The sequence below is a fragment of the Streptomyces sp. NPDC058646 genome (assembly GCF_042716875.1).
Classification (GTDB): Bacteria; Actinomycetota; Actinomycetes; order Streptomycetales; family Streptomycetaceae; genus Streptomyces.
Genome location: NZ_JBHXRK010000007.1, coordinates 168,205 through 193,188, shown reverse-complemented (window position 1 = coordinate 193,188; position 24,984 = coordinate 168,205). Strand labels below are relative to the sequence as shown.

The 24,984-nt window shown below is 69.7% G+C and carries 20 protein-coding genes; 9 read left to right on the top strand and 11 right to left on the bottom strand.

Features of this window, described 5'->3' with window-relative positions:
- Window positions 1-39 precede the first annotated feature (39 nt).
- The gene (gene murJ, locus ACFWUZ_RS11385) at window positions 40-2,205 is read right to left on the bottom strand and encodes a murein biosynthesis integral membrane protein MurJ (protein ID WP_384370720.1); all 2,166 of its coding nucleotides are present in this window, start codon (window positions 2,203-2,205) and stop codon (window positions 40-42) included.
- 46 nt (window positions 2,206-2,251) lie between these two features.
- On the bottom strand, window positions 2,252-4,519 hold the full coding sequence (locus tag ACFWUZ_RS11380) for a DUF6049 family protein (RefSeq protein ID WP_384370718.1): 2,268 nt from the start codon (window positions 4,517-4,519) through the stop codon (window positions 2,252-2,254).
- 185 nt (window positions 4,520-4,704) lie between these two features.
- On the opposite strand from ACFWUZ_RS11380, the gene ACFWUZ_RS11375 reads away from it, so the two are divergent.
- The gene (locus tag ACFWUZ_RS11375) at window positions 4,705-6,171 is read left to right on the top strand and encodes a CCA tRNA nucleotidyltransferase (RefSeq protein ID WP_384370716.1); all 1,467 of its coding nucleotides are present in this window, start codon (window positions 4,705-4,707) and stop codon (window positions 6,169-6,171) included.
- Window positions 6,172-6,237: 66 nt separating this feature from the next.
- Here the strand turns inward: ACFWUZ_RS11375 and ACFWUZ_RS11370 are convergent, their stop codons facing one another.
- The 3 genes from ACFWUZ_RS11370 to ACFWUZ_RS11360 form a co-directional block, all read right to left on the bottom strand.
- The gene (locus ACFWUZ_RS11370; RefSeq protein WP_384370714.1) at window positions 6,238-7,506 is read right to left on the bottom strand and encodes an MFS transporter; all 1,269 of its coding nucleotides are present in this window, start codon (window positions 7,504-7,506) and stop codon (window positions 6,238-6,240) included.
- Between the two features lie 116 nt (window positions 7,507-7,622).
- Complete coding sequence (locus tag ACFWUZ_RS11365; RefSeq protein WP_384370712.1) at window positions 7,623-8,705, bottom strand: inositol-3-phosphate synthase; 1,083 nt, start codon at window positions 8,703-8,705, stop codon at window positions 7,623-7,625.
- 49 nt (window positions 8,706-8,754) lie between these two features.
- On the bottom strand, window positions 8,755-9,357 hold the full coding sequence (locus ACFWUZ_RS11360) for a helix-turn-helix transcriptional regulator (RefSeq protein ID WP_384370710.1): 603 nt from the start codon (window positions 9,355-9,357) through the stop codon (window positions 8,755-8,757).
- A 273-nt stretch (window positions 9,358-9,630) separates the two neighbouring features.
- Between ACFWUZ_RS11360 and ACFWUZ_RS11355 the strand changes: the two genes are divergently transcribed.
- Together ACFWUZ_RS11355 and ACFWUZ_RS11350 are read left to right on the top strand one after the other, a co-directional pair.
- Window positions 9,631-12,270, top strand: a complete 2,640-nt coding sequence (locus ACFWUZ_RS11355) for a transglycosylase domain-containing protein (RefSeq protein WP_384370708.1) — start codon at window positions 9,631-9,633, stop codon at window positions 12,268-12,270.
- A gap of 87 nt (window positions 12,271-12,357) precedes the next feature.
- Window positions 12,358-13,818: a glycosyltransferase family 87 protein gene (locus ACFWUZ_RS11350; RefSeq protein WP_384370706.1), complete on the top strand. Its 1,461-nt coding sequence runs from the start codon at window positions 12,358-12,360 to the stop codon at window positions 13,816-13,818.
- A gap of 43 nt (window positions 13,819-13,861) precedes the next feature.
- Here the strand turns inward: ACFWUZ_RS11350 and ACFWUZ_RS11345 are convergent, their stop codons facing one another.
- From ACFWUZ_RS11345 to ACFWUZ_RS11335, 3 genes are all read right to left on the bottom strand, one after another.
- The gene (locus ACFWUZ_RS11345) at window positions 13,862-14,893 is read right to left on the bottom strand and encodes an alanine racemase (protein ID WP_384370704.1); all 1,032 of its coding nucleotides are present in this window, start codon (window positions 14,891-14,893) and stop codon (window positions 13,862-13,864) included.
- 70 nt (window positions 14,894-14,963) lie between these two features.
- Window positions 14,964-16,082, bottom strand: coding sequence for a lipid II:glycine glycyltransferase FemX (locus ACFWUZ_RS11340; RefSeq protein ID WP_384370702.1), 1,119 nt, complete (start codon window positions 16,080-16,082; stop codon window positions 14,964-14,966).
- Between the two features lie 131 nt (window positions 16,083-16,213).
- Window positions 16,214-16,528, bottom strand: coding sequence for a hypothetical protein (locus tag ACFWUZ_RS11335; RefSeq protein WP_384370700.1), 315 nt, complete (start codon window positions 16,526-16,528; stop codon window positions 16,214-16,216).
- A gap of 250 nt (window positions 16,529-16,778) precedes the next feature.
- On the opposite strand from ACFWUZ_RS11335, the gene rpsF reads away from it, so the two are divergent.
- The 4 genes from rpsF to rplI all read left to right on the top strand — a co-directional run bounded on the left by rpsF (window position 16,779) and on the right by rplI (window position 18,480).
- Window positions 16,779-17,069: a 30S ribosomal protein S6 gene (gene rpsF, locus ACFWUZ_RS11330; protein ID WP_004950685.1), complete on the top strand. Its 291-nt coding sequence runs from the start codon at window positions 16,779-16,781 to the stop codon at window positions 17,067-17,069.
- Window positions 17,070-17,141: 72 nt separating this feature from the next.
- Window positions 17,142-17,735, top strand: coding sequence for a single-stranded DNA-binding protein (locus tag ACFWUZ_RS11325; RefSeq protein ID WP_384370698.1), 594 nt, complete (start codon window positions 17,142-17,144; stop codon window positions 17,733-17,735).
- A gap of 43 nt (window positions 17,736-17,778) precedes the next feature.
- On the top strand, window positions 17,779-18,015 hold the full coding sequence (gene rpsR, locus ACFWUZ_RS11320) for a 30S ribosomal protein S18 (RefSeq protein ID WP_005315025.1): 237 nt from the start codon (window positions 17,779-17,781) through the stop codon (window positions 18,013-18,015).
- 18 nt (window positions 18,016-18,033) lie between these two features.
- Window positions 18,034-18,480 carry a 50S ribosomal protein L9 gene (gene rplI / locus ACFWUZ_RS11315; RefSeq protein WP_384370696.1) on the top strand — a complete coding sequence of 149 codons (447 nt, stop codon included), beginning with the start codon at window positions 18,034-18,036 and terminating at the stop codon, window positions 18,478-18,480.
- A 132-nt stretch (window positions 18,481-18,612) separates the two neighbouring features.
- On the opposite strand, the gene ACFWUZ_RS11310 is transcribed toward rplI, so the two are convergent.
- Window positions 18,613-19,950: an MATE family efflux transporter gene (locus tag ACFWUZ_RS11310; protein ID WP_384370694.1), complete on the bottom strand. Its 1,338-nt coding sequence runs from the start codon at window positions 19,948-19,950 to the stop codon at window positions 18,613-18,615.
- 452 nt (window positions 19,951-20,402) lie between these two features.
- Here ACFWUZ_RS11310 and dnaB point away from each other — a divergent pair, with 452 nt between their 5' ends.
- On the top strand, window positions 20,403-21,866 hold the full coding sequence (gene dnaB / locus ACFWUZ_RS11305; RefSeq protein WP_031141325.1) for a replicative DNA helicase: 1,464 nt from the start codon (window positions 20,403-20,405) through the stop codon (window positions 21,864-21,866).
- A gap of 9 nt (window positions 21,867-21,875) precedes the next feature.
- Complete coding sequence (locus ACFWUZ_RS11300) at window positions 21,876-23,261, top strand: serine hydrolase domain-containing protein (protein ID WP_384370692.1); 1,386 nt, start codon at window positions 21,876-21,878, stop codon at window positions 23,259-23,261.
- Between the two features lie 17 nt (window positions 23,262-23,278).
- On the opposite strand, the gene ACFWUZ_RS11295 is transcribed toward ACFWUZ_RS11300, so the two are convergent.
- Window positions 23,279-24,454, bottom strand: a complete 1,176-nt coding sequence (locus tag ACFWUZ_RS11295) for a winged helix DNA-binding domain-containing protein (protein WP_384370691.1) — start codon at window positions 24,452-24,454, stop codon at window positions 23,279-23,281.
- A gap of 56 nt (window positions 24,455-24,510) precedes the next feature.
- A complete protein-coding gene (locus ACFWUZ_RS11290; RefSeq protein WP_384370689.1) occupies window positions 24,511-24,972 on the bottom strand; it encodes a GNAT family N-acetyltransferase in 462 nt (153 codons plus the stop codon).
- Between the last annotated feature and the right edge of the window lie 12 nt (window positions 24,973-24,984).

Here is a 24,984-nt window from a genome sequence, read left to right as displayed (position 1 = left end):
ACACACGATGGGGGTCCGGGCGGTGACCGGTCGTGCGCATCAGCGCCCCAGACGTCCGCGGACCATGCCGACCATCGCGTTGAGTTCTTCGATGCGCATCCGCTTGGCTGCGACGAGGAAGACGGCCGCCAGGGCGATGCCACCGGCCACGAGCGCCGTGGCGGAACCGAGGACTCCGCTGCCGAGCCACTGGGTGACCGCGTACGCGGCGGCGCCGGCCACGGCCGCGGCGGGAACGCAGGCGCCGGTGAGGCGGGCGTACGTGCGCATCACGTGGGCGCCGTCGAGGTCGCCCAGGCGGGTCTTGAGGCGGCGCCAGGCCACACCGACGCCGACGGCGTAGCCGAGACCGTAGGCGGCGGCCATGCCGACCACGGCCCAGCGCGCCGGGAGGACGAAGAAGGAGGCCACGGAGACCGCGGCGTTGACGGCGGCCACGATGACGGTGTTGTAGAAGGGGGTCCGGGTGTCCTCGTACGCGTAGAAGCCGCGCAGGACGACGTACTGGACGGAGTACGGGATCAGCCCGAGCCCGAAGGCCATCAGGATGTAGCCGATGTTCTGCGCGCCCGACCCCGAACCGGCGTAGAGCAGCGTGGCCATGGGGACACCGAGGGCGAGGAACGCGAAGGCGCAGGGCACGATCGCGACGGCCGAGGTGCGCAGCCCGTAGGAGATGTCGTCGCGTACGGCGGCGGCGTCCCCGTCGTGGGCGGAGCGCGAGATGCGGGGCAGGACGGCCGTCATGACGGACACGGTGATGATGGCCTGGGGCATCTGCCACAGCAGCAGCGCGTAGTTGTAGGCAGTGATACCGGTGCCGGAGTGGCCCTGCTTCTCCGCGACGGAACCGGCCCAGGTGGCGAGCTGGGTGACGACGACGAGGCCGATCTGGTTGGCGAGGACGAAGAAGAACGTCCACTTCGCCAGGCGGGCAGCCTTGCCCAGCCCGTGGCCCTTCCAGTCGAAGCGCAGACGCGGACGGAACCCGGCGTCGCGCAGGTACGGCAGCATCGCGAGGGCCTGGACGGTGAGACCCAGCAGCGTGCCCAGGCCCAGCAGCCGGACGCCGTCGGAGGTGACGGTGGCGGCGTTGACGCCGGAGGTGGTGAAGCCGCCGAAGGCCCAGATGAAGGCGCCGAAGGTGGCGATGACGACGATGTTGTTGAGGACCGGGGTCCACATCATCGCGCCGAAGCGGCCACGGGCGTTGAGGATCTGACCGAGTACCACGTGGACGCCCATGAAGAACATGGTCGGCAGGCAGTAGCGGGCGAAGGCGACCGCGACGTCCATCTGCTGGGGGTCGGAGGCGATCTTCGGCGACATCATCGTGATGAACACGGGTGCGGCGAGGACGCAGATGGTGGTGATCGCGGCCAGCAGGACCACGACGAGGGTCAGCAGCCGGTTGGCGTAGGCCTCTCCCCCGTCGCTGTCGTTCTTCATCGCCCGGACCAGCTGCGGGATGAAGACGGCGTTGAGGGCGCCGCCACCGACCAGCACGTAAATCATCGTGGGCAGGGTGTTGGCGATCTGGTACGTGTCGTTGAAGGTGCCGACGCCGATGGCACCGGCGATGACCAGGGTCCGCAGGAAACCGGTGATGCGGGAGACGATCGTGCCGGCCGCCATGAGGGCGCTGGACTTCAGGAGGCTGGCGGCGCGTCCGGCGGGCTTGCTCGGGGCCGGAGCGGCGACCGGGACCTCCTCGGCGGCAGTGCGCGGTGCCGCCTGCTGGTCCCGGTAGAGGTGGGCGAAGGCGTCCGGCTGGGGCGGCTCGTCCGCCGCCCTGGTGACGAGGGAGTCCACGCCGACGAACTCGGTGGTCGCCGCGTGGTCGCCGTAGGGGAGGTGGCGCGAGGGGCCGTCCGGTTCGGGCGGCGGGGTCTGGGCCCAGACCCGGGGGTCGGGCGAGTACGAGGGCGCCGTCGGCGCTGCGTAGAGCGGGCCGGGCTCCATGTAGGTGCCCGGCGGCGGCGGCGGGTGCGCGGCGCGGTCGTAGAGGACCTCGGCGACGGGGTCCTGGGCGGACAGGTCCTGCGACCGGTACGGATCGTAGTCGTAGGCATCCTGGACATACGGGTCACGTTCCGGCGCGGGCGCGGGAACCTGCCCGGGCACCGGGGCGCCCGGGGCAGTTCCCTGGGAGGGCGCGGGCCCGCCAGTGCCCTGCGCCCGGTCACCGTCGTACGGCGCGTTCATCGAAACCCCACCTCATCGTCCCCAGGCCGACCGGCCACGGCGTCGCTCAACGGTCCACTGTCTCACCCGTGCCGGACCCGTCGGCGCTTTGCGGTCCGGTGTCCGCGGACTCGTCACTCTGCTGCGTGCTCTCCTCGGCGGCGGCGCGAGCTGCGACGCGCTTGCGGCTTGCGTACATCTTGACGCCTGCCAGGACGAGGAGCAGCACACCGCCGGCGATCACGAGCATGACGGTGGGGGTGACCTCGGTGGCCTCGACGGTGAACGTGCGCTCCTTGCCGTAGGCGACGCCGTCCTTGGTGAAGAGCTGCGCGGTGACCTGGACGGGGCCGCTCGCGGTGGCGTTGGCGGTGAACTTGATGGTCTGGCTGTGCCCGCCCTGGACGGTGACCTCCTGCTCGGCCTCGCCGCTCTTGCCGAACATCAGGCGGGTGGGGTTGGCGGACTTCACCCGCAGCACCAGGTTGTGGACGTCCTGGACGAGGCTGTTCTGGACACTGACCGGGATGGTCGCGCTGTGTCCGGACAGGGTGGCGTCGGACTTGGGGATGACCTTGACCTTCTCGGTGAGTCCGATCAGGTAGTCCTGCACCTCGTCCCGGTAGAGCCCGGCTTCGTCGGGACGCCCGCGCCAGGAGGTGGACATCTCCCGGTTGGTGCTGTTGCCGAACGGGATCTCGACCCGGTCGGGGGCGGCCAGGATCACCTTGAAGTGGTCGAGGGTGTTCTGGGTGGTGCGGATCTTCTCGAAGGCCGACACCGGCAGCTCCTGCTTGCGCAGGGCCTCGGGGTACTGCCCGGCGCCCGGCACCTGGGTGGCCGCGCCGGGGTCGGGCTTCGCGGCCGCGGCGGCCTCGAGGTCTCCGGGCTGCGTCCAGCGGCCCGGCTGCAGGGCCCGTATGGCGGCGGCCATGCTGTGGGCCTGGCTGAGGGAGGGCGTCCGCTGCGGCGCCACGACGAAGCTGCGCTGCTCGTCGGTCTTCTGCAGGTTGAGCGCCAGGCTGTGGGCGAGGAACCGCTGTACGGCGAGGACCGCGTTCCCGGCGTTGAGCATGTCCCCTTCGAAGGCGGTGGAGAGCTCGGCGTCCGCGACGACGGCGGTGGTGCCCGCGCCGATCGGGCGGGCGGCCGACGGGGTGTAACCGAGCGCCCCGGTCTCCGTGAGGCTGTCACTGCGGGTGAGGACGTTGTGGGCGCCGGCCGAGGTGGCGACGTTCACGATCGACGGATCGATGGCACCGTCCACGGGCCAGGAGAAGTCGGTGGACGCCGGTACGTGCAGGACCGTCTCGACGGCCTGCTTGGCCTTGTCGGTGGCGGGCCGCAGCTGGCCCAGGGTGCCCGAGACGTCCTTGCCGTGGTGGGCGAGCGAGGCGAGGTCGGGGTCGGCGAAGGGCAGCGCGACGACCTTCTTGCCCTGGACCGCCCCCTCGAGTGAGCTCAGCCACTGTTCGGCGAGGGCCTTGTTCTTGCCCTGGACCGTCTTCCCGTCGGGTGTGCGGACCCGGTACCCCTTCGTCATGGCGTCGACGGTGAAGAGCAGGTCGGGGTCGATGACCCAAGTGATAGGCAGCTCCTTGCCGAGCGCGACCATCTGGCCCAGACGGCCCTCCGGCCTCAGCTCCTCGGCGAGGGAGTCGTCGAGGAAGACCGGGGTCTGCAGCTCGTCGGAGCCGGTCTCCGCGGTCACACGGGTGCGGGAGATCAGCGGCCACACGTAGGTGAGCTGGGACTTCTTGGCTGCGGCGTCCGGCTGCCAGGGCAGGAAGGTCCTCTTGATCCCGAGGACCTGCTCCGACGGGCGGCTGTCGGTCACCCCGGACACGGAGACGCCGAGCTGATAGACGCCGTCCTTGTCCAGCTCCAGCTTGTTCACCGGGACGGTGAGCGTGAAGTCCTGGCTCACCTTCGAAGGCAGCGAGGCGATCTTCACGGCATGGGCCGAGTCGATCTCGCTCGGGTCGGTGCCGGCACGGAAACCGTTGCGTTCCGCCGCCTCGTCGATGGAGGCGCGGTCCGCCAGAGCGGGCCCCACCCGCAGGCCCACGTGGGCGTCGGTGATCGTCTCCCGGCTGTTGTTGACCACCGTGCCGGAGATGGTGAGGGTGTCGCCCTTCACCGGCGCCGCGGGGGCCATGGAGTCCAGCTGGACGTCCACGGCGCCGGCCGCCTCGGCGGCCTGGGCCCTGGGGGCCGGTGAGTAGACCAGGGCGGCGAGCACCGGCGTCCCGGCGAGCAGGACCACCGCCCGCCGCAGCCATCGGCGTCGGACAGGGACGGGCGCCGCCCCCTGGTTCTCTGCCGCCTCGGCCACGCGCTAGCCCGTCCCTCGAAGTGTCGGTGGTCTCCGTCTGTGCGTCCACGCATGGTAACGAGACCCGCCGGGCGCGAGTGCCGCGCCTTGCTCCACATGATCGGCTGCTCACCGGCTCCGGGGTCTGCCGGGGTCGCCGGAAACAGGGGCGCCCCCGCCGGGCCGGGCACGTACCCTTTTCAGTTGTGCCGAACGCCAACGAAGACCACCCCAGTGCCCTGAGTCAGGTGCAGCGCCGCGCAGTGAGTGAACTGCTGACGGTCGCGCCTGTCGCCGACGAGCTCGGCCGCCGATTCCAGGAGGCGGGCTTCCGCCTCGCCCTGGTCGGCGGGTCCGTCCGCGACGCGCTGCTCGGGCGCCTCGGCAACGACCTCGACTTCACGACCGATGCCCGCCCCGAGGACGTCCTGAAGATCGTCCGGCCGTGGGCCGACTCGGTGTGGGACGTCGGCATCGCCTTCGGCACCGTCGGCGCGCAGAAGAGCGCCCGTGTCGCGGGCGCCCACCGCAGCTTCCAGATCGAGGTGACCACGTACCGGTCGGAGGCGTACGACCGCACCTCGCGCAAGCCGGAGGTCTCCTACGGCGACTCGATCGAGGAAGACCTCGTCCGCCGTGACTTCACGGTCAACGCCATGGCGCTGGCCCTGCCGGAGCAGGAGTTCATCGACCCGCACGGCGGTCTGGACGACCTTGCCGCGGGCGTGCTGCGTACCCCGGGGACCCCGGAGGACTCGTTCTCCGACGATCCGCTGCGCATGCTGCGGGCGGCGCGGTTCGCGGCGCAGCTGGACTTCGAGGTCTCCCCCGAGGTCGTGGCCGCCATGAAGGCGATGTCCGACCGGATCGAGATCGTCTCGGCGGAGCGGGTGCAGGGTGAGCTGAACAAGCTGCTCCTCTCGCCCGGCCCGCGCAAGGGCCTCGGCCTGCTCGTCGACAGCGGACTGGCCGACCGGGTGCTGCCCGAGCTGCCCGCCCTGCGGCTGGAGAGTGACGAGCACCACCGGCACAAGGACGTCTACGACCACTCGCTGATCGTCCTGGAGCAGGCGATCGCGCTGGAGGAGGACGGCCCGGACCTGGTGCTGCGGCTCGCCGCCCTGCTGCACGACATCGGCAAGCCCCGCACCCGCCGGTTCGAGAGCGACGGACGGGTCTCCTTCCACCACCACGAAGTGGTGGGCGCGAAGATGACCAAGAAACGCATGACCGCGCTGAAGTACTCCAACGACATGGTCAAGGACGTGTCCCGGCTCGTGGAGCTGCACCTGCGCTTCCACGGCTACGGAGACGGGGAGTGGACCGATTCCGCGGTGCGGCGCTATGTCCGCGACGCCGGCCCGCTGCTGGAGCGCCTGCACAAGCTGACCCGCTCGGACTGCACCACGCGCAACAAGCGCAAGGCCAACGCCCTCTCCAGGACCTACGACGGGCTGGAGGAACGGATTGCGCAGCTGCAGGAGCAGGAGGAGCTGGACTCGATCCGGCCGGACCTGGACGGAAACGAGATCATGCGGGTCCTGGACGTCGGTCCCGGCCCGGTGATCGGCAAGGCGTACGCCTTCCTCCTGGACCTGCGGCTGGAGAACGGCCCGATGGACCACGATGCGGCGGTCGTCGCCCTCAAGGAGTGGTGGGCCGCACAGGCCTGACGCGCAGCGGTCCGCGTCGATGTTTCACGTGAAACATCGACGCGGTGGCGTCGGCCCGGCGATGTTTCACGTGAAACGTTGCCCGTGCCGGCTCAGCAGCGCAGCCGTCGCGGCATAGAGGGTGGCCACGCACAGGACGAGGGTCACGGATTGACCGTCGGCGGGGAGCATGAGCGAGGCCACCGCGGCCGCGCCGACGAACGCCACGTTGAAGAGCACGTCGTAGACGGAGAAGACCCGGCCGCGGAAATCGTCGTCCACCCGCGACTGCACGACGGTGTCGGTGGAGATCTTGGCGCCCTGGGTGGCCAGACCGAGGACGAATGTGGCGGCCAGCATGGGCCCGGGCGCGAAGAACAGCCCGAGTGCCGGCACCAGGACGGCGGCGCCGGCCGCGCAGAGAGTGATGGCGCCGAGGGTGCCGAGCCGGCCCACCAGCCAGGGTGTGATGACTGCGGCCGCGAAGAATCCCGCCCCTGAGACGCCGACCGCGAGGCCCAGCAGGCCCAGCCCGTCGGCCTCGTTGTCCGACCAGGCGTAGCGGCAGAGCATGAGAAGCATGACGAACAGGGCCCCGTAGCAGAACCTCATCATGGTCATGGCGGTGAGCGCCCGGGCGGCCTCGCGCCGTTCGGCCAGGTGCCGCAAGCCCTCGGCCATGCCCCGGACGGTGAGCATGATGCCCTCGGCCACCGAGGGGTGGACCCGGCCCACCGGGTGGTCCGGCCCGAGGAGGTCGATGGCCAGGCGCAGGGAGGCGAGAGCCCCGCACAGGTAGAGCCCGGCGCCCAGCAGGATCACGACGGCATCGGAGTCGGAAGCCAGCAGCCGGACGAGGAAGGCCAGCCCCCCGCCGGCGACGGCGGCCAGGGTGCCGGCGGTGGGGGACAGCGCGTTGGCGGTGACCAGCTGTCCGGGGCGGACGACATGGGGCAGCGAGGCGGCGAGCCCGGCGAGGACGAAGCGGTTGACGGCGGTCACCGACAGGGCGGAGGCGTAGAACAGCCAGTCCGGGACGTCCGCGACGATCAGCATGCCGGTGACGCAGGCGAGGAGGGCACGGAGCAGATTGCCGTAGAGGAAGACCTGGCGGCGGCGCCAGCGGTCGAGCAGCACCCCGGCGAAGGGGCCGACCGCAGAGTAGGGCAGCAGCAGTACGGCCATGGCCGAGGCGATGGCCGCGGGTGAGGTCTGTTTCTCGGGGGAGAACACGACGTAGGTGGCGAGCGCGACCTGGTAGACCCCGTCCGCGGCCTGGGAGAGCAGCCGTACGGCGAGCAGGTTGCGGAAGTCCCTGAGGCGCAGGAGTACGCGCAGATCACGTACGACAGGCATGAGGGCAAGGGTCACATACGCGGAGGGTCCCCGGGCAATATGCCCGGGGACCCTCCGCGGAAGAACAGCCGAAGTCCAGGGGGCGTTACGGCCCCCGGGATCCGACCAGCGTTCGACTAGCGCTCGACCTCGCCCTTGATGAACTTCTCGACGTTAACCAGGGCCTCGTCGTCGAAGTACTGCACCGGCGGGGACTTCATGAAGTAGCTGGACGCCGACAGGATCGGGCCGCCGATCCCGCGGTCCTTGGCGATCTTCGCAGCGCGCAGGGCGTCGATGATGACACCGGCGGAGTTCGGGGAGTCCCACACCTCGAGCTTGTACTCGAGGTTCAGCGGGACGTCGCCGAAGGCACGGCCCTCAAGGCGGACGTAGGCCCACTTGCGGTCGTCGAGCCACGCGACGTAGTCGGACGGGCCGATGTGGACGTTCTTCTCGCCGAGCTCGCGGTCGGGGATCTGCGAGGTGACGGCCTGCGTCTTGGAGATCTTCTTCGACTCGAGGCGGTCACGCTCGAGCATGTTCTTGAAGTCCATGTTGCCGCCGACGTTGAGCTGCATGGTGCGCTCAAGACGGACACCGCGGTCTTCGAACAGCTTCGCCATCACGCGGTGCGTGATGGTGGCGCCGACCTGCGACTTGATGTCGTCGCCGACGATCGGGACACCGGCCTCGGTGAACTTGTCGGCCCACTCCTTGGTGCCGGCGATGAAGACCGGGAGGGCGTTGACGAAGGCGACCTTGGCGTCGATGGCGCACTGGGCGTAGAACTTCGCCGCGTCCTCGGAGCCGACGGGCAGGTAGCAGATCAGGACGTCGACCTGACGGTCCTTGAGGACCTGCACCACGTCGACGGGAGCCTCGGCGGACTCCTCGATCGTCAGACGGTAGTACTTGCCCAGGCCGTCCAGGGTGTGGCCGCGCTGGACGGTCACGCCGGTGTTCGGGACGTCGCAGATCTTGATGGTGTTGTTCTCGCTGGCGCCGATGGCGTCCGAAAGGTCGAGGCCGACCTTCTTCGCGTCGACGTCGAACGCGGCGACGAACTCGATGTCACGCACGTGGTAGTCGCCGAACTGGACGTGCATCAGACCGGGGACCTTGGCCGCCGGGTCGGCGTCCTTGTAGTACTCGACGCCCTGCACCAGCGAGGCGGCGCAGTTGCCCACGCCTACGATGGCTACGCGAACCGAACCCATTCCGGTTGCTCCCTGTTTGTTCTCGGACGAGGCATGCAAGATGCAGGCCTCACTTTGCAGTTTCGTCGGGCGGACCGGATCGTCTCCGATCCCGTCCCGCCCGCTCACTCTCGATGAGCTCGTTCAGCCAGCGCACTTCGCGCTCTACGGACTCCATGCCGTGCCGCTGCAGCTCGAGCGTGTAGTCGTCGAGGCGCTCCCGCGTACGGGCGAGTGAGGCGCGCATCTTCTCCAGACGCTCCTCGAGCCGGCTACGGCGGCCCTCCAGAACCCGCATGCGCACGTCTCTTTCGGTCTGGCCGAAGAAGGCGAAGCGGGCGGCGAAGGACTCGTCCTCCCAGGTGTCGGGGCCCGTGTGGGAGAGGAGCTCTTCGAAGTGCTCCTTACCCGCGGCCGTCAACCGGTAGACGATCTTTGCGCGCCGCCCTGCGAGTGAAGCGGCGAGGGCGTCTTCCGGAGCGCTGCCCGGTTCCTCGATCAGCCAGCCGTTGGCGACCAGCGTCTTGAGGCAGGGATAGAGCGTTCCGTAGCTGAAGGCCCTGAACACCCCCAGCGAGGTGTTGAGCCGCTTGCGCAGCTCATAGCCGTGCATGGGGGATTCGCGGAGCAGGCCGAGGACGGCGAATTCGAGGATGCCTGAGCGCCTGCTCACCCGCCTGCCTCCTCCGAGCCTGAGTCTTTATACCGAGCTGATGTATCGACTCGATACATCCAGACGATAGAACGGGCTGCCTTCAACAACAAGGGGCGGGGTGGTGACCGGCGTCACATCACCAATTCGCACGAGGCAAGTTGCCTGATTTGGGGTGAACTTCGGCACTGTTCGGGTTTTGAGCGTGCGTAGTCTGTGTCGCCAGGACACCGGGGGAACCGGAACTCACCTGCCGCTTCCAGGCCACTCGCCTGCCCGAGGAGTAGTCGTTCGATGAGCGAGCACCGCCGCAAACCGCCGCAGCCCCAAGGTGGCGGACGTGCTTCGGCCCGCCGGGCCGCCCAGCAGCGCCCCGGCAGGGGCGCCGGCCCCGGACGTGACGTCCCCACGGCGTCACCCGCCGGGCCCTACGCAGACCAGCCTGCCCCGGGCAGTCGCGCGGACGCCCGGCGAGCCGCACAGCGAGGTTCCGCAGGCCGCGGACGCGGCGCGGCCGGGAAGGGCCGTGGCACCGGCCCGGGCGGTCGCCCGGACAGCCGGTTCATCAACTACCCGCGGTCCGACAGGGACGGCTGGAAGCGCTTCGTCCCGTCCTGGAAGTTCGTCTCGGGCACGGCCCTGGGCTTCTTCGCGGTCGTCATCGCGGGTGCGGGCATCGGCATCGCCATGGTCAACAAACCCAACCCGAACCTGGCGGCGCAGGCCCAGAACAACGTCTTCTACTGGGAGGACGGCAGCCAGATGGTCGCGACGGGCGGTTCGATGAACCGCCAGATCGTGCCCATCGACAAGATCCCCCGGTCGATGAGGGACGCGGTGATCGCCGCGGAGAACGAGTCCTTCGAGACGGACAAGGGCGTCGACCCCATGGGCATCGCCCGGGCCGTGTGGAACATGGCCAAGGGCGGCTCCACCCAGGGCGGCTCGACGATCACGCAGCAATACGTGAAGAACAATTACCTCGGCTCCGAGCAGACGCTCAAGCGCAAGGTCACCGAGCTCTTCATCTCGATCAACCTGGGCATCTCCGAGGAGAAGGACACGGTCCTCGCGGGCTACCTCAACACCGCGTACTTCGGCCGGGACGCCTACGGGATCCAGGCGGCGGCCCGCGCCTACTTCGGCAAGGACTGCCAGGACCTCAACCCGTCCGAGAGCGCCTTCCTCGCCGCGGTCCTCAAGGGCCCCAACCTCTACAACCCGGACGGCGGCATCGGTGCCGCGGCCACCCCCGCCGCCAACGAGGACCGGGCCAGGAAGCGCTGGGCCTGGGTCCTGGACCGCGAGGTCGAGGTCGGCCGGATGGACAAGGCCGAGCGGGCCACGTACACGGAGTTCCCCGCGCGCGTCGAGTCCGAGCAGGCCCGTGCCATGTCCGGCCAGATCGGCTACATGGTCGAGACGGCCAAGCAGTACGTGATGAAGACCAAGAACATCACCGTCGAGCAGATGGCCCTGGGCGGCTACCGGATCAAGACCACCTTCCAGAAGCCGAAGGTGGACGCCCTGGTCAAGGCCGTCGAAGACACCCGCAACAACTTCCTCGACGAGAAGAAGCGCCCCGACCTCGACACCTTCGTGCAATTCGGCGCCGCCTCCGTCGACGTGAAGACCGGTGCGATCGTCGCCCTGTACGGCGGTCCCGGCATGGACAAGAAGTACTTCAGCAACAACGCCAACACCAGCGGTGTCCCGGTCGGCTCGACCTGGAAGCCGTACGTGCTGGCGGCGGCGATGCAGTACGGGACCCAGAACACGAACGGTGAGGGTCTCGCGGTCGACAGCAAGTACATGGCCGACGACCTCACCGTGATCAAGAACCGCGCGGGCAAGCCGCTGCTGGACAATTCGGGCAAGCCGTTCAAGCAGAAGAACGAGAGCTCCACCCCCTTCGGCTACGTGACCCTCAACGAGGCGATGGAGAAGTCCATCAACGTGCCGTTCGCCCAGCTCGTCTTCGACGTCGGCCACAGCAAGGTCCGCGACGTGGCCAAATCCACCGGCATCCTCAAGGAGTCGATGGGCGTGGGCGACGACGCCTCGTTCGCCCTGGGCACCTCGACCCCCAGCGCCATCCGGATGGCCGACTCGTACGCCACCTTCGCCGCCTCCGGCACGCACCGCGAGCCGTACTCCGTGATCAGCGTCGAGAAGGACGGCGAGCTGCTGTCCGGCTTCGAGCCCCCGAAGGACCAGCGGGCCATGGACAGCGCCGTGGCGGACAACGTGACCAAGGTCCTGGAGAACGTCATCCAGAACGGCACGGGCAAGAAGGCCAAGGCGTTGGGCCGGCCCGCCGCGGGCAAGACCGGCACCACCGACGAGAACAAGTCGGCGTGGTTCGTCGGCTACACCCCGGAACTGTCGACCTCCGTCGCGCTCTTCCGGACCGACCCCAACTCGGCGGACAAGAAGCTGATGTCCATGAACGGCGTGGGCGGTACCGACTCCATCCACGGTGGTGACATCCCTGCCGTGATCTGGACCGAGTACATGCGCGAGGCGCTCAAGGGCACCCCGGTCAAGCCCTTCCCGGAGGCCGAGCCCCTGGGCGTCATCGCGGACTCCGTGGGCGCGCCCTCGCCGACCCCGTCGGCGGTCCCGTCCCCGTCCGCCTCCCCGTCGCCGTCCCCGTCGAGCTCCCCGCCGACCGTCTCCCCCAGCCCCTCCAAGGGCGGGAAGCCCTCCTGCAAGCCGTGGCAGCTGTACTGCGACCCGGAGACCACGTCCGGCACCACGTCCGGGAACACGTCCGGGAACACCGGCGGTACCAACAACGGGGGGTCCGACAACGGCGGGGTCGCGGCCGGTACCGACGGCGGACCCAGCGGATCGCCCTCCCCGTCCAGCTCGGGCAGACCGGGCCGCCCGGGGGGCAGCACCGGATGGCCCACCGGGATCCCGGACGACTGACCGGCCCGTCCAGCGAGCTGAGGAAGCCCGTCGCACCTCGTGCGACGGGCTTCCCCCGTGCCGGGGCCGGTACGGCAGGATGAGCGCATGACCAAGGTGCACGAGGACCGCCCCGTACTGCCCACCCAGCAGGACGAGGTCGCCGCAGCGGGCAGTGAACTCATCGGCGGCCCCCTGGGCCGCTACGCCCGGCTCGGCAGCCACTGGCTGGGCCCGGTCCGCGTCGTGGTCCTCGTCGCCCTCGGCATGTTCGTACTCGGCATGGTGCAGAAGCTGCCCTGTTACGACTGGGCGTGGTTCCGGGGTGCGGGCTCGCAGTACACCCACGCCTGCTACTCCGACATCCCGCACCTGTACGCCGTACGCGGCTTCGCCGACAATCTGACGCCCTACTTCGACCGGCTCCCCGGTGACATGGAGTACCTGGAGTATCCGGTGCTCACCGGCCTGTTCATGGAGGTCGCTTCCTGGGTGACCCCGAGCACCGGGTCCATCCAGCACCGCGAGCAGATGTACTGGATGGTCAACGCGGGCATGCTGATGATCTGCGCCGCGGTCATCGCCGTGTGCGTCGCCCGCACCCACCGCCGCCGGCCCTGGGACGCCCTGCTCTTCGCCCTCGCGCCGGCCTTCGCACTCACCGCGACGATCAACTGGGACCTGCTGGCCATCGCCCTGACCGCGGCCGGGATGCTCATGTGGTCCCGCGGCAGGCCGCTGCTGTTCGGTGTCCTCATCGGCCTGGCCACCGCGGCCAAGCTCTATCCCGTCCTGCTGCTCGGCGCCCTGTTCGTGCTGTGCTGGCGGGCCGGGAAGTGGCGCGCCTTCGGGGCCGCGACCCTCGGCACGGCCGGTGCCTGGCTCCTGGTGAACCTGCCCGTCATGATCGGCGCCTGGGAGGGCTGGACGAAGTTCTACACCTTCAGCCAGGAGCGGCCCATCGACTTCGGGTCGGTGTGGCTGCTGATCTCCCAGCGCTCCGGCAACCCCCTCGACGGTGCCAACACCTACGCCACCGGGCTGACGCTCCTGCTGTGCGGAGCCATCGGGCTGCTGGCGCTGACCGCGCCCCGCAGGCCCCGGTTCGCGCAGCTGGCCTTCCTGGTCGTCGCCGTGTTCATCCTGGCGAACAAGGTCTACTCGCCGCAGTACGTGCTGTGGCTCATCCCGCTCGCCGCGCTGGCCCGCCCGCGCTGGCGCGACTTCCTGATCTGGCAGGCGGGCGAGGTCGTGTACTTTCTCGGGATCTGGTTCTACCTCGCCTACACGACCAGCGGGGACAAGCACCAGGGGCTGCCGGTGGAGGGCTACCAGCTGGCGATCGCCGCCCACCTGCTGTGCACGCTCTACCTGTGCGCGGTCATCGTCCGGGACGTCCTGCTGCCCGAACGGGACGTCGTACGCCGGGACGGCTCGGACGACCCCTCCGGCGGGGTCCTGGACGGGGCCGAGGACGTGTTCGTGCTGTCGGACGCGGCGAGGGCGCCGCGTACCGCGGCGCCCTCGGAGGGACAGCTGGTCGACTGGGGCACGGGATCCAGGGACTGACCGTGCCACGCCCGGGCGGCCGGGCCGTGCGGCCCGGTCCGGCTCAGGCGTCGAGCACCCGGTCGAACTGCGTGGTCGTGTGGCGCAGGTGCGCCACCAGCTCGTCGCCCACCTTCGGCTCGGTCGCGTCCGAAGGGACGAACAGGATCGACACCTGCATGTGCGGCGGCTCGGCGAACCAGCGCTGCTTGCCCGCCCAGACGAAGGGCGACAGGTTCCGGTTGACCGTGGCCAGGCCCGCGCGGGCGACACCCTTGGCCCGCGGCATCACACCGTGGAGGGCCTTGGGAGCCTCCAGGCCCACCCCGTGGGAGGTGCCGCCGGCCACCACGACCAGCCAGCCGTCGGAGGCGGCCTTCTGCTGGCGGTAGCCGAACCGGTCGCCCTTGGCGACGCGCGTGACGTCCAGGACCGCACCGCGGTACTGGGTCGCCTCGTGGTCGCCGAGCCACAGGCGGGTACCGATGCGGGCCCGGAACCGGGTCTGCGGGAACTGCTGCTGAAGCCGCGCCAGCTCCTCGGCCCGCAGGTGGCTGACGAACATGGTGTGCAGCGGCAGCCGGGCTGCGCGCAGCCGGTCCATCCAGCCGATGACCTCCTCGACGGCGTCCGAGCCGTCCGGGCGGTCCAGGGGCAGGTGCAGGGCGAAGCCCTCCAGCCGGACGTCCTCGATCGCCGTGTGCAGCTGGCCGAGGTCCTGCTCGGAGATGCCGTGGCGGCGCATCGAGCTCATGCACTCGATGACAACCCGGGCGCCGACCAGGCCGCGCACCCCGTCCAGCGACGCCACCGAGCGGATGACCCGGTCGGGGAGCGGAACCGGCTCCTCGCCCCGCCGGAACGGGGTGAGGACGAGCAGGTCGCCGCCGAACCAGTCCTTGATGCTGGCGGCCTCGTAGGTCGTTCCCACGGCCAGGATGTCGGCGCCCATACGGGTCACCTCCTCGCACAGCCGCTCGTGGCCGAAGCCGTAGCCGTTGCCCTTGCAGACCGGGATCAGCCCGGGGAACTGGTCCTGGATCTGCTTCTGGTGCGCACGCCAGCGCGCGGTGTCGACGTAGAGCGTGAGCGCCATGCCCGTCCGGAACCTCTCCTGAAGAGCTGCGTGGTGCAGCGGTGTGTGGGTGGGTGGGTGAGGGGTGGGGTCAGCGCCGGGACATGTAGATGTCGAGCGCCTTGTGCAGCACCTTGTTCAGTGGGAAGTCCCACTCGCCGACGTACTCCACGGCCTCGCCGCCCGTGCCGACCTTGAACTGGATCAGGCCGAACAGGTGATCGTTCTCGTCCAGGGTGTCAGAGATGCCGCGCAGGTCGTAGACGCTGGCCCCGAGGGCGTAGGAGTCGCGCAGCATGCGCCACTGCATCGCGTTGGAGGGCCGCACCTCGCGCTTGTGGTTGGCGGAGGCCCCGTACGAGTACCAGACGTGCTGGCCGACGGTGAGCATCGTGGCGGCGGCCAGCGGCTCCCCCTCGTGCTTCGCGATGTAGAGGCGCATCCGGTTGGGGTCCTCGGAGTTGAGGGCCGTCCACTGGCGCTGGAAGTAGCTGAGCGGGCGCGGGCGGAACTTGTCGCGCTCGGCCGTGATCTCGTAGAGGTGCTGCCAGGTGGGCAGGTCCTCGTAGCCGCCCTGGACGACCTCGACGCCGGCCTTCTCGGCCTTCTTGATGTTGCGGCGCCACAGCTGGTTGAAGCCCTTGAGGACGTCGTCCAGCGAGCGGTTGGCCAGCGGCACCTGGAAGACGTAACGGGGCTGGACGTCACCGAAGCCGGCTCCGCCGTCCTCGGCCTGCTGCCAGCCCATGCGGCGCAGCTTGTCGGAGACCTCGAACGCGCGGGGCTCGATGACCGAGGCCTCCACGTCGCGCAGCCGCTTGACGTCCGGGTCCTGGATCCCGGCCTTGATGGCGGTGGAGTTCCAGCGGCGGATGACGACGGGCGGGCCCATCTTCACCGTGAAGGCGCCCTGCTGCTTGAGGTGCGCCAGCATCGGCTGGAGCCATTCCTCCAGATTCGGGGCGTACCAGTTGATGACCGGGCCCTCGGGAAGGTAGGCGAGGTACCGCTTGACCTTGGGCAGTTGCCGGTACAACACGAGGGCGGCGCCGACGAGTTCGCCGGAGCCGTCGAACCAACCGAGGTTCTCCGACCGCCACTCGTTCTTGACGTCGGCCCACGCCGGGACCTGGCAGTGGCTCGCCGAGGGCAGGCTCTGGAGGTATCCCAGATGCTGCTCTCGGCTGATGGTCCTCAGGGACAGGCTCATGCGGGGCGTCTCCTCCGGCGGCTTCGCTGGCTATGGCGCGAAGCCTACTGCGACAGGGGCGCCACCCATCTGGGGGACAGGCCGGAGGCCGGGCCGACGTGCGGCCGGCGCCCCGTCGCGGAGGTGCCCGGTCAGCCCAGCCAGCCGCCGAAGAGGCCGCCGTGCGCCATGCCCAGCAAGAAACCGAAGGCAGAGGCGCCAAGGCCGATGATCAGCGCGAAGCGCTCGCGTGTCGTGACGGATATGAACTGTCCGTAGGCCCCGGTCAGGATCCCGATCAGCCCGGCCCACGAGCTCAGCAGGTGCAGGTGGTGCCAGAACGCCGTGATGAACGCCACGGCACCGAGGACGACGGTGATCGCCAGCAGCGTGTCCTGCAGGGGGTGGGACTTGCCGTCCGTCGCGAAGAGGGAGATGGAGGACTGCGGTCGCATTGCCTGTGCCATCGGAAGGCACCTCCTGGCTGAAGCAGAGCGGTGCAGCGGGGCCGCCTCCGGAGGGGCCGGGGGCATAGCACCGAGCACACCCGATGGATACAGATTGTGGCCTCCTCCCGTCGGATTTCAACCGGAAGGAGTCGGCGGGGTAGTCTGTACGGTCTGCGCGGTGTCTGTTCTCAGACGCCGTGCGTACGCATCACGACCCTCCTGCCACGGAACGACCGTGGCCGCTGAGTCCAAAGGAGGTGGGTTCCACATGCGTCACTACGAAGTGATGGTCATCCTCGACCCCGATCTCGAGGAGCGCGCTGTCTCCCCGCTGATCGAGAACTTCCTCTCCGTCGTCCGTGAGGGCAACGGAAAGGTCGAGAAGGTCGACACCTGGGGCCGTCGTCGTCTCGCTTACGAGATCAAGAAGAAGCCCGAGGGCATCTACTCGGTCATCGACCTCCAGGCCGAGCCTGCGGTCGTCAAGGAGCTTGACCGACAGATGAACCTGAACGAGTCGGTTCTCCGGACCAAGGTCCTTCGCCCCGAGACCCACTGAACTTCGGTTCAGCGGTAATCGGGACCGAGTAGCACAGCAGCCCAGCAGCAATCCCCGCCGAGAGGTTCATCCATGGCAGGCGAGACCGTCATCACGGTCGTCGGCAATCTCGTCGACGACCCCGAGCTGCGCTTCACCCCCTCGGGTGCGGCGGTCGCGAAGTTCCGTGTCGCGTCCACTCCCCGCATCTTCGACAAGCAGACCAATGAGTGGAAGGACGGCGAAGGCCTGTTCCTGACCTGCTCGGTCTGGCGTCAGGCGGCGGAGAACGTCGCCGAGTCCCTTCAGCGGGGCATGCGCGTCATCGTGCAGGGCCGGCTGAAGCAGCGGTCGTACGAGGACCGTGAGGGTGTCAAGCGCACGGTCTACGAGCTGGACGTCGAGGAAGTCGGCCCCAGCCTGAAGAGCGCCACGGCCAAGGTCACCAAGACCAGCGGTCGCGGTGGCCAGGGTGGATACGGCGGCGGCGGTCAGCAGCAGGGCGGCGGCGGCAACTGGGGCGGAGCCCCCAGCGGCGGTGCCCCTCAGGGCGGCGGAGCTCCCTCCGACGACCCGTGGGCGTCCAGCGCGCCGGCCGGTGGCCAGCAGCAGGGCGGCAACGGGGGCGGCTGGGGCGGAAGCTCCGGCGGCTCCGGTGGTGGCTACTCGGACGAGCCGCCCTTCTAGGGCAGCTCGCATCCCCACTTCTTGATCACACAGGAGAGACACAATGGCGAAGCCGCCTGTGCGCAAGCCTAAGAAGAAGGTCTGCGCGTTCTGCAAGGACAAGACCGCGTACGTGGACTACAAGGACACGAACATGCTGCGGAAGTTCATTTCCGACCGCGGCAAGATCCGTGCCCGCCGCGTTACCGGCAACTGCACGCAGCACCAGCGTGACGTCGCCACGGCCGTCAAGAACAGCCGTGAGATGGCGCTGCTGCCCTACACGTCCACCGCGCGATAAGGAAAGGGTGACCGACTAATGAAGATCATCCTGACCCACGAGGTTTCTGGCCTCGGTGCCGCCGGCGAGGTCGTCGACGTCAAGGACGGTTACGCTCGCAACTACCTGGTCCCGCGTGGTTTCGCGATCCGCTGGACCAAGGGTGGCGAGAAGGACGTGGCGCAGATCCGCCGCGCCCGCAAGATCCACGAGATCGCGACCATCGAGCAGGCCAACGAGGTCAAGGCCAAGCTCGAGGGCGTGAAGGTTCGTCTGGCCACCCGCGCGGGTGACGCCGGTCGTCTCTTCGGTTCCGTGACCCCGGCCGACATCGCCACGGCGATCGAGTCCTCGGGCGGCCCGAAGGTCGACAAGCGCCGCGTCGAGCTCGGCTCCCCGATCAAGACCCTCGGTTCGTACCAGGTCTCCGTGCGTCTGCACGCCGACGTGGCCGCGAACGTGGGCATCGAGGTCGTCGCCGCCTAAGGGCTGCCTTCGAAGGGCCGCACCCCGCTGGGGTGCGGCCCTTCGTCGTTGCCGGACGCGGCCGGTGTTTCACGTGAAACACCGGCCGCGCCCCTGCATGTTTCACGTGAAACATCCAGGGAGCGCAGGGCGTCAGCGCGTCGCTCCGGCGACCAGCCACCGGCCCGAGCGGGCCCGCAGCTGGAGGGTGACCATACGGACCAGCATCATCAGCGTCATGGCCCACCAGAGGGTCGTCAGGCCGCCTCCCAGAGCCGGTACGAGCAGCGCGGCCGGGACGAAGACGGCGAGCGTCAGCAGCATGGCCCAGGCCAGGTACCGGCCGTCGCCCGCCCCCATCAGGACCCCGTCGAGCACGAAGACGATGCCGGAGACGGGCTGGGAGAGGGCCACCACGAGCAAGGCGGGCAAGAGGGCGTCCTCCACCGCCGGATCGCTGGTGAACAGGGGGATGAACACGGGACGGGCCAGTACGACCAGCAGGCCGAGCACGATGCCCGAGATGATGCCCCACTGCACCATGCGGCGGCAGACGGCCTTCGCCCCGTCGGTGTCACCCGCACCCAGATAGCGGCCGATGATCGCCTGACCGGCGATCGCGATCGCGTCCAGGGCGAAGGCGAGCAGGCTCCACAGGGAGAGCAGGATCTGGTGCGCGGCGATGTCCGCGTCGCCGAGCCTGGCGGCCACGGCGGTGGCGATCATCAGGACGGCGCGGAGGGAGAGCGTGCGGACCAGCAGCGGTGCGCCGGCCTGGGCGCAGGCCCGGATCCCCGCCGCATCGGGGCGCAGGGAGGCGCCGTGCCGCCTGGCACCCCGTACGACGACGACGAGGTAGGCCAAGGCCATGGCGTACTGGGCGATGACCGTGCCCCAGGCGGAACCCGCGATGCCGAGATCCGCTCCGTAGACCAGGGCGGCGTTGAGGGCCGCATTGAGGGCGAAGCCGCCGACGGCGACGTACAGCGGGGTGCGGGTGTCCTGGAGACCCCTGATGACGCCGGTGGCGGCCAGGACCATCAGCATCGCCGGGATGCCGAAGGAGGAGATCCGCAGGTAGGTGATCGCGTAGGGGGCGACGGTGTCGGAGGCGCCGAAGAGGGAGACCAGCCAGGGAGCCGCGGGCAGGACCACGGCGATGACGGCTGTACCGAGCAGCAGGGCGAGCCATATGCCGTCCATGCCCTGCCTGATCGCCGCCTGGAGGTCGCCGGCTCCGACCCGTCGTGAGACGGCCGCAGTGGTCGCGTAGGCGAGGAAGACGAAGACGCTCACAGCGGTGGTGAGCAGAGCGGCGGCGATGCCCAGGCCGGCCAGCTGAGGTGTGCCGAGGTGCCCCACGATGGCGCTGTCGGCCATCACGAAGAGGGGTTCGGCGACGAGAGCGCCGAAGGCGGGAACGGCGAGTGCGAAGATCTCCCGGTCGTGCCGTCTCGGCGCAGCCTTCGGTGCTGGGGGGGCCTGTGTCATGTGCTCAATCTAATCTTCCACAGGTAATAGACACAAGGGCCTTTGGATCCTTACCAAGGCGCTGACTTGGACGTTCTTTCCCACCCGTTGGGGGCGATCTTGAGACAGTGGCCAAGATTTTTCTCCCTCACTGGCGACGGGCGTTGAAACCGCAGCTCAGGAGGGGTGTGAGGGGCGGCCGGGTGATTTTGTCCACAGCGCCGTCCCCCGGTCCGTACACAGCTTCCGGCGAGTTACCCACAGCATTGGCGCCGTCGTCCACATCTCATCCACACAGCCTGTGGATAACAAGATTGGCTGACGCCGCTCGCGGCCCTACCGTGGTGCGTTGCCCGACTCGTCGACAGCCGATTCGGGTGCCCCAAATGTCAGAGCCGTGTCGTACGAAGAGTCGCACGGCGAGGTCCGCGCAGCGGACGGGAGGAGGCGGCCCGGTGAGCATGCCCGAGCCCATGGACGACCCCTGGGCCGACAGCGGTCCAGGTGACCGTCTGCCCGCCCGTACGCGCCGCAACAGCGAAGGCCGCGGCCGCGGGGACGAACAGCACGACCGCGGCCGCGAGGGCGGCTCCTGGGACGGTGGTGGCGGCGGCTTCGAGCGCGTGCCCCCACAGGACCTCGATGCCGAGCAGTCGGTGCTCGGCGGCATGCTGCTCTCGAAGGACGCTATCGCCGACGTGGTCGAGGTCCTCAAGGGGCACGACTTCTACCGGCCGTCGCACGAGACGATCTACCAGGCCATCCTCGACCTGTACGCCAAGGGCGAGCCGGCCGACCCCATCACCGTCGGCGCCGAACTGACCCGGCGCGGTGAGATCAGCAAGGTCGGCGGGGCCTCGTACCTGCACACGCTCGTGCAGTCCGTCCCGACGGCCGCGAACGCCGAGTACTACGCGGAGATCGTCCACGAGAGGGCCGTCCTGCGCCGCCTGGTCGCCGCGGGCACGAAGATCACGCAGATGGGCTACGCGGCGGACGGCGACGTCGATGAGATCGTCAACAGCGCCCAGGCCGAGATCTACGCCGTCACCGAGCAGCGGACCTCCGAGGACTACCTGCCGCTCGGCGACATCATGGAGGGCGCCCTCGACGAGATCGAGGCGATCGGCTCGCGCAGCGGCCAGATGTCCGGTGTCCCCACCGGCTTCACGGACCTCGACTCGTTGACCAACGGCCTGCATCCGGGCCAGATGATCGTCATCGCCGCCCGTCCCGCCATGGGCAAGTCCACGCTCGCGCTGGACTTCGCCCGGGCCTGTTCCATCAAGAGCAACCTGCCGAGCGTGATCTTCTCCCTCGAAATGGGACGCAATGAGATCGCGATGCGCCTGCTCTCGGCGGAGGCCCGGGTGGCGCTGCACCACATGCGGTCCGGCACGATGACGGACGACGACTGGACCCGGCTCGCCCGCCGGATGCCCGACGTGTCGGCCGCCCCGCTCTACATCGACGACTCCCCGAACCTGTCGATGATGGAGATCCGCGCCAAGTGCCGCCGGCTCAAGCAGCGCAACGACCTCTCGCTCGTCGTCATCGACTACCTCCAGCTCATGCAGTCGGGTGGCTCACGCCGTCCCGAGAGCCGGCAGCAGGAGGTTTCGGACATGTCCCGAAACCTCAAGCTGCTCGCCAAGGAGCTCGAGGTCCCCGTGATCGCGCTCTCCCAGCTGAACCGTGGTCCCGAGCAGCGCACCGACAAGAAGCCGATGGTCTCCGACCTGCGTGAATCGGGCTCGATCGAGCAGGACGCCGACATGGTGATCCTGCTGCACCGCGAGGACGCCTACGAGAAGGAGTCCCCCCGCGCTGGCGAGGCGGACCTGATCGTGGCCAAGCACCGAAACGGCCCGACGGCCACGATCACCGTGGCCTTCCAGGGCCACTACTCGCGGTTCGTGGACATGGCCAACACGTAGCATCCGATCATGGATGCGCTCTCTGAAGACCTGGAACTGCTCCCCGCCACCCGACGTGCGCTGAGGCACCGGATCGCGGTCGCCCAGAGCGAAGGTCGTGCGCCGTCGGTGGTGGCGGCCGTCGTGCGGGGCGGGGAGCTGGTCTGGGAAGGCTCCCGGACCTCCGTCGCCGGGCACGGTCCGGACGGGGACGTGCAGTACCGCATCGGCTCGATCAGCAAGACCTTCACCGCCGTTCTGGTGATGCGGCTGCGTGACGAGGGGCTGATCGAGCTCGCGGATCCGCTGGAGAAGCACCTGCCCGGGACCTCCGCCGGCCGGGTGACGATCGCCCAGCTGCTGTCCCACACCGGCGGCCTGGCGGCCGAGACCCCTGGCGCCTGGTGGGAGCGGACCCCCGGCGAACTGCGGCCCGGCCTCGCTGACGTCCTGGGTGAGCAGCCCTTCCGGCACGCCCCGGGAAGCAGGCACCACTACTCCAACCCGGGGTACACACTGCTGGGTTCGCTCGTCGAGCAGGTACGCGGCAAGCCGTGGGAAGAGGTGCTGCGTTCCGAGGTGCTGGAGCCCCTGGGCCTGGACCGGACGAGCGGACAGCCGCAGGCGCCGCACGCGGGCGGCTGGGCGGTGCACCCCTGGGCGGACGTGATGATGCCCGAGCCCCTGGAGGACCTCGGGCTGATGGCTCCCGCCGGCCAGCTGTGGTCCACGGCCCGCGACCTGGGGCGCTTCGCGGACTTCCTGCTGCGCGGCGACGAGCGGGTGCTGAGCGCGCGGACCGTACGGGAGATGCGTACGTCGTCCTCACCGCCGGAACCGGGTCTCGCCGAACTGGGCTACGGGCTGGGCATGCAGCTGATGGCCCACGGCGGCCGCAGGCTCGCCGGGCACAGCGGTTCACTGCCGGGCTTCGTCGCAGGGCTGTGGGTGAGCGAGTCCGACGACGTGGCGGCCGTGGTGCTGGCCAACTGCACCTCCGGCCTGCCGCCCACGGGGGTGGCTGCGGACCTGGTGGCCCTCGTGGCGGATGCGGAGCCGAGGTTCCCGGAGCCGTGGCGGCCGTTCCGCGAGGCGGACCCGGTGGCGCTGGAGCTGTGCGGCCCTTGGTACTGGGGTACATCGGCCCATGTGGTGCGGCTGAGCGCGGACGGGACGCTGGAGCTGGGGCCGGTGGGCGGCGCCGGACGTACCGCACGCTTCCGGGTGGAGGCGGACGGCAGTTGGACCGGCCTGTCGGGCTACTACGCGGGGGAGACCCTGCGCGCGGTACGCCGCTCGGACGGCACCGTGAGCCACCTGGATCTGGCCTCGTTCGTCTTCACTCGGGAGCCGTACGATGCCCAGGCCCCGGTGCCCGGCGGGGTCGACCCGCAGGGCTGGCGCGGCATCGGCTGAACCCCGTTGCCGCACGCTCAGGCGACGAGTTCGCGCTCCAGCGGGGTGCGGAAACGCGGGGTGACGCGGGCGTTGCCCACCCAGTCGGCCAGCCGGGCGGCCTCGGCGGAGACGGCCTGCTCGGCGGCGCGTCCGGGGCTTCCCAGCAGTCGCCAGACGATCTCTCCGTCGGGACGCTGGGCCCAGCCGCCGACGATCTCCCCGTTCCACCACACGGTGGGGCCGATGTTGCCGGCGTAGTCGAACAGGGCGGGCCGATGGGCGGGATCGAGGTGGAAGCCGCGGTCGGACCAGCCCATGCCGCTGGGGTCAAGGCCGGGCAGCAGCGCGGCCCAGGGTTCCGGAGCCGGTTCGGACCCGGTGTCGCCGGGGCTGACCAGGGCGGTGCTGCCGTCCTCGAGGCGGACCTCGTCGGGACCCACAGCGGCAAGGGCCTTGCGGGCGTCGGTGAGGCTCCAGCCGGTCCACCACTTCAGGTCCGTCTCGGTGGCCGGCCCGTAGGCCTGGAGCCAGCGCCGGGCGATCTCCGCGCGGGCTTCGGCGGCGGGAAGGACGGGCCAGGATGTGGTGTGGACCCAGTGGAACTGGCTGGACGTCCATGATCCGCGTGGACGGTCCCGGCGGATGCGCCCGTCGGCCGCGAGGAGGCGGATGACGCGAGTGGCGACACCGGTCTCCGTCTCGTACTTCTTGCCCCGGCCGATGGTGATCTTCTGGCGCAGGGCGGGCACGGCTGACGACAACTGGCTGCCGGTGCACGGGCCGTGTGCGTCCAGGGCGTCGAGAGCGGCGACCTCGGCCCCGGCCAGCCAGTCGGCGTCGAGACCCTGGCCGTCCTCGTCGAGGTGCTTGAGCAGGGTGCGGCGTTCCTTGGCTGCGATGCCCCGTGCGGTGGAGGAGTCGACGTAGGGGGCGAGTTCGGCGGAGACCGCGAAGAGCGTGTTGCGCATGCTGAGCAGCCGGACGAGGCTGACGTCCTCGTAGAGCGCCTGCTCGATCGCGGCCGGCCCGCCCCCGGAGAGCCGGGCGCGGGCGGAGAGGAAGACGGTCGCGGCGTCGGTGGCGTGCAGGGCGACGACGGACTCGGCTGCCTCACCGACCGTGGCGGCGCGGGCCGAGGCAGCCAGGCGGTGCCGCCTGCCGAGCCGGTTGCGGCGCTCGGCGGTGGTGATCAGGGGAAGGCTGGGGCTCATTTTCCGATCGTAGGCCGGGCCACCCCTACCGTGGCCCGGCCCGCACACACGGTGGATCAGAGGTGCAGCTTGAAACCGACGTGGGAGGCGGTGAAGCCGAGCCGCTCGTAGAAGCGGTGGGCGTCGGTCCGGGTCCCGTCCGAGGTGAGCTGGACGAGCTGGCAGTTCTCCAGCCGGGACTGTTCGATCGCCCATTCGATGAACCGGGTGCCGAGTCCGTTGCCGCGCTCGTCGGCGTGGACGCGCACCCCTTCGATGATGGAACGTGTGGAGCCCTTGCGGGAGAGCCCCGGGACGATCGTGAGCTGGAGGGTGCCCACGACCCGATCCGCCCGTACGGCGACGACCAGGTGCTGGTTCGGGTCGTCGGCCAGGCGCTTGAAGGCGGCGCGGTACGGGGTCAGGTCGTCGGGAGACTCCCGGGCAGCACCCAGCGGATCGTCGGCCAGCATGGCGACGACGGCGGGCAGATCCTCGGCGGTGGCGGGCCGGATGGCCACTTCAGCGGTGTCGTTCACGGAGGGGGGTTC

Coding starts and splice junctions, on each gene's coding strand:
- murJ (WP_384370720.1), bottom strand. CDS start 2,205: ATGAACGCGCCGTACGACGGTGACCGGGCGCAGGGCACTGGCGGGCCC.
- ACFWUZ_RS11370 (WP_384370714.1), bottom strand. CDS start 7,506: ATGCCTGTCGTACGTGATCTGCGCGTACTCCTGCGCCTCAGGGACTTC.
- ACFWUZ_RS11365 (WP_384370712.1), bottom strand. CDS start 8,705: ATGGGTTCGGTTCGCGTAGCCATCGTAGGCGTGGGCAACTGCGCCGCC.
- ACFWUZ_RS11355 (WP_384370708.1), top strand. CDS start 9,631: ATGAGCGAGCACCGCCGCAAACCGCCGCAGCCCCAAGGTGGCGGACGT.
- ACFWUZ_RS11350 (WP_384370706.1), top strand. CDS start 12,358: ATGACCAAGGTGCACGAGGACCGCCCCGTACTGCCCACCCAGCAGGAC.
- ACFWUZ_RS11345 (WP_384370704.1), bottom strand. CDS start 14,893: ATGGCGCTCACGCTCTACGTCGACACCGCGCGCTGGCGTGCGCACCAG.
- ACFWUZ_RS11340 (WP_384370702.1), bottom strand. CDS start 16,082: ATGAGCCTGTCCCTGAGGACCATCAGCCGAGAGCAGCATCTGGGATAC.
- ACFWUZ_RS11335 (WP_384370700.1), bottom strand. CDS start 16,528: ATGGCACAGGCAATGCGACCGCAGTCCTCCATCTCCCTCTTCGCGACG.
- rpsF (WP_004950685.1), top strand. CDS start 16,779: ATGCGTCACTACGAAGTGATGGTCATCCTCGACCCCGATCTCGAGGAG.
- ACFWUZ_RS11325 (WP_384370698.1), top strand. CDS start 17,142: ATGGCAGGCGAGACCGTCATCACGGTCGTCGGCAATCTCGTCGACGAC.
- rpsR (WP_005315025.1), top strand. CDS start 17,779: ATGGCGAAGCCGCCTGTGCGCAAGCCTAAGAAGAAGGTCTGCGCGTTC.
- rplI (WP_384370696.1), top strand. CDS start 18,034: ATGAAGATCATCCTGACCCACGAGGTTTCTGGCCTCGGTGCCGCCGGC.
- ACFWUZ_RS11310 (WP_384370694.1), bottom strand. CDS start 19,950: ATGACACAGGCCCCCCCAGCACCGAAGGCTGCGCCGAGACGGCACGAC.
- dnaB (WP_031141325.1), top strand. CDS start 20,403: ATGGACGACCCCTGGGCCGACAGCGGTCCAGGTGACCGTCTGCCCGCC.
- ACFWUZ_RS11300 (WP_384370692.1), top strand. CDS start 21,876: ATGGATGCGCTCTCTGAAGACCTGGAACTGCTCCCCGCCACCCGACGT.
- ACFWUZ_RS11295 (WP_384370691.1), bottom strand. CDS start 24,454: ATGAGCCCCAGCCTTCCCCTGATCACCACCGCCGAGCGCCGCAACCGG.